This window comes from Pedobacter sp. 01N416 (assembly GCF_056399685.1).
The window spans coordinates 1-937 of record NZ_JBFTRT010000944.1; the positions used below are offsets into that span (position 1 = coordinate 1).

Below are 937 nucleotides of genomic sequence, written 5' to 3' on the forward strand. Positions count from 1 at the left end.
CCTTTTGCTTCGTGGTTTAGTGCATCTTCGAAATATCCCGTATCGTGAAAATAGGCCGCAACGGTTACAGAGAAAAAATCCTGTTCATTAAGCTGATAATGATTGGCAATTTGCTGCGCAGCATTTACCACTTCTTGTGTATGTTCCAGGTTATGATAAACCAGGCGAGGATCGTTATGGGTATGGAAGTAATCGCCAACGTGCTTTTCTACATCTTCCTGCAATTTTTTATAGTTCATGAGTGTATTCGGGGTTGCGGTAATTTAATATGACGATGGAAATGCATTTCTTGAAAATGTTTAAAGCTGAAAATTGTATTATTTTTTTATGATTATAAAATTACGCTAATTTTTTAAAAACAATGCTGATCTCCCCTTAACAATAATAATGCCTTGTTTATTTTACAATTAGATTTAGAAATGATTGAGTTTAGCACTATAATCTCCTGCGACTAGGTTATTTCTTGTTAAAAAAAGATTATAATCTGATATAAATAGGACATTCATTAGCTTCAGAAAATTCTAATTTGCACTTATTAGCTTGTAGTTGATAAGCAATAGTATTTTGAGTTGGCATTAATAACCTAAACCTGAATGATAGCAATTATGGTATTTATAATTGTTAATGCATTTTAACGCTTACAAGTTGGTTTGCTTATTCTAAAAACTGGCCTCGAATTTTACAAAACCAAATATAAAAGATACAAAACACTATACACTACCCAAAATTTCCCGAATAAATAATGAAAAGAAAAACTACTTTTTTTTTACTCTCAATGGCAATCGGCTTAAACAGCTTAGCGCAGAAAACGATAGAAATTGCTACAAAAAACAATGTACTGATCTTAGAAACAGATCGTGATAACACTTTATTATCGACATACCTGGGCAAAAAATTAGATAATGCGGGCGAATACCCAAGTATACAAGCATTAGAT

General features: G+C 32.1%; 1 protein-coding gene and 1 pseudogene. One reads left to right on the forward strand and one right to left on the reverse strand.

Translation table 11 applies throughout. The features are described 5' to 3' along the window. Nucleotides 1-239 (reverse strand): annotated as a pseudogene (locus AC1DND_RS28565) (Pycsar system effector family protein); the annotation flags it as partial. A gap of 503 nt (nucleotides 240-742) precedes the next feature. Between AC1DND_RS28565 and AC1DND_RS28570 the strand changes: the two are divergent. Continuing rightward, nucleotides 743-937 (forward strand): hypothetical protein (locus AC1DND_RS28570; RefSeq protein WP_477586310.1); only part of this gene is annotated, 195 nt, incomplete at its 3' end.